Raw genomic sequence first — 1000 nt, 5'->3', positions numbered from 1 at the left:
CAGGAATGTCGAACAACCGACCACACCCCCGACCAGGAGCCCACCCACCCTGACCAGCAAAGACCGCACACGCCCGAACCTGGCCTTTTAGGTAGTATCGGCACCGGAAACCTGGGGTCGGGAGTTCCGCTGCACCAGCAGCACGAACGGCCTGCGATCTGCTGCGGGCTCAGCCGCTCGCGGTGAATCGCCGGGGCGTCCACGTAGGCGCCGGCCATGGGCTGCGTGCTGCGCGTCGTCATGTTGGTGCCTCGCGCTCGCGGTCGGGAAGCTTGTGGCGGCCATCTCCCACGGGGGAACGAGAGACGGCCACCGGCGCCTGCGGCGTTCACCGGGGCGCATGTCCAGTCCAACGCCGGAGCGTGGTCAACAGGTAGGAAAAGTGAGCTGGTTGCTACTCGCGGTGACCGGAAATTTCTGAGGGGCGGGATCCTCGCAACCCCTCCACGCTGCATGATCACGCGGCTACGGTGAGTGCGTGGAAGGAAATTTCCGGTTGCAGGCCCACATGACCGAACACGCCTTCAAGCAGGGCGGGTTAGCCGACAGGGTGAACGATGAGCTGAAGGCGGCCGGTCACAAAGGGACCGTCGGTGACCGCACGGTCCGCAACTGGGTAACCGGAAAAACCCACTGGCCGCACCAGCGCCAGCGACAAGCCCTCACGGCAGTATTCGGCTGCACACCCGTCTGCCTTGGCTTCTATCCCCCCGGCATGCCCGCACCGCCCTACGAGGACCCCACAGCCATGCTCCGCCGCCGCTTTTGCACCGCCGCCACATCCGCGCTCGCAGCCACCGCCCTGCGAACCCTTCTTTGAACCTTTGTACGCAACGGAGTTGGCCATGGGGTGCGATCACTCTCATGACCCGGCGGCTCACCCGGTCGACCATCGGGTCTAATGCTGCCCAGCCCCGCCCTCAATCCGCACTTCAAGCCGCCTGAAACCGCTGCTGTCCTCTAGCCTCGATCTTGCGTGAGGGTCCGTCAGCAAGCTGAC

The 1000-nt window shown here is 65.3% G+C and carries 1 protein-coding gene; it reads left to right on the top strand.

Annotated elements, in window-relative coordinates; translation table 11 throughout:
• Nucleotides 1–478 precede the first annotated feature (478 nt).
• On the top strand, nt 479–820 hold the full coding sequence (locus ABT147_RS47235) for a hypothetical protein (RefSeq protein WP_351418755.1): 342 nt from the start codon (nt 479–481) through the stop codon (nt 818–820).
• The last annotated feature ends 180 nt before the right edge of the window (nt 821–1000 follow it).

The organism is Streptomyces sp. NPDC001868 (genome assembly GCF_040297125.1).
Taxonomy (GTDB): Bacteria; Actinomycetota; Actinomycetes; order Streptomycetales; family Streptomycetaceae; genus Streptomyces.
This window is presented reverse-complemented; position numbering and strand designations above follow the sequence as displayed.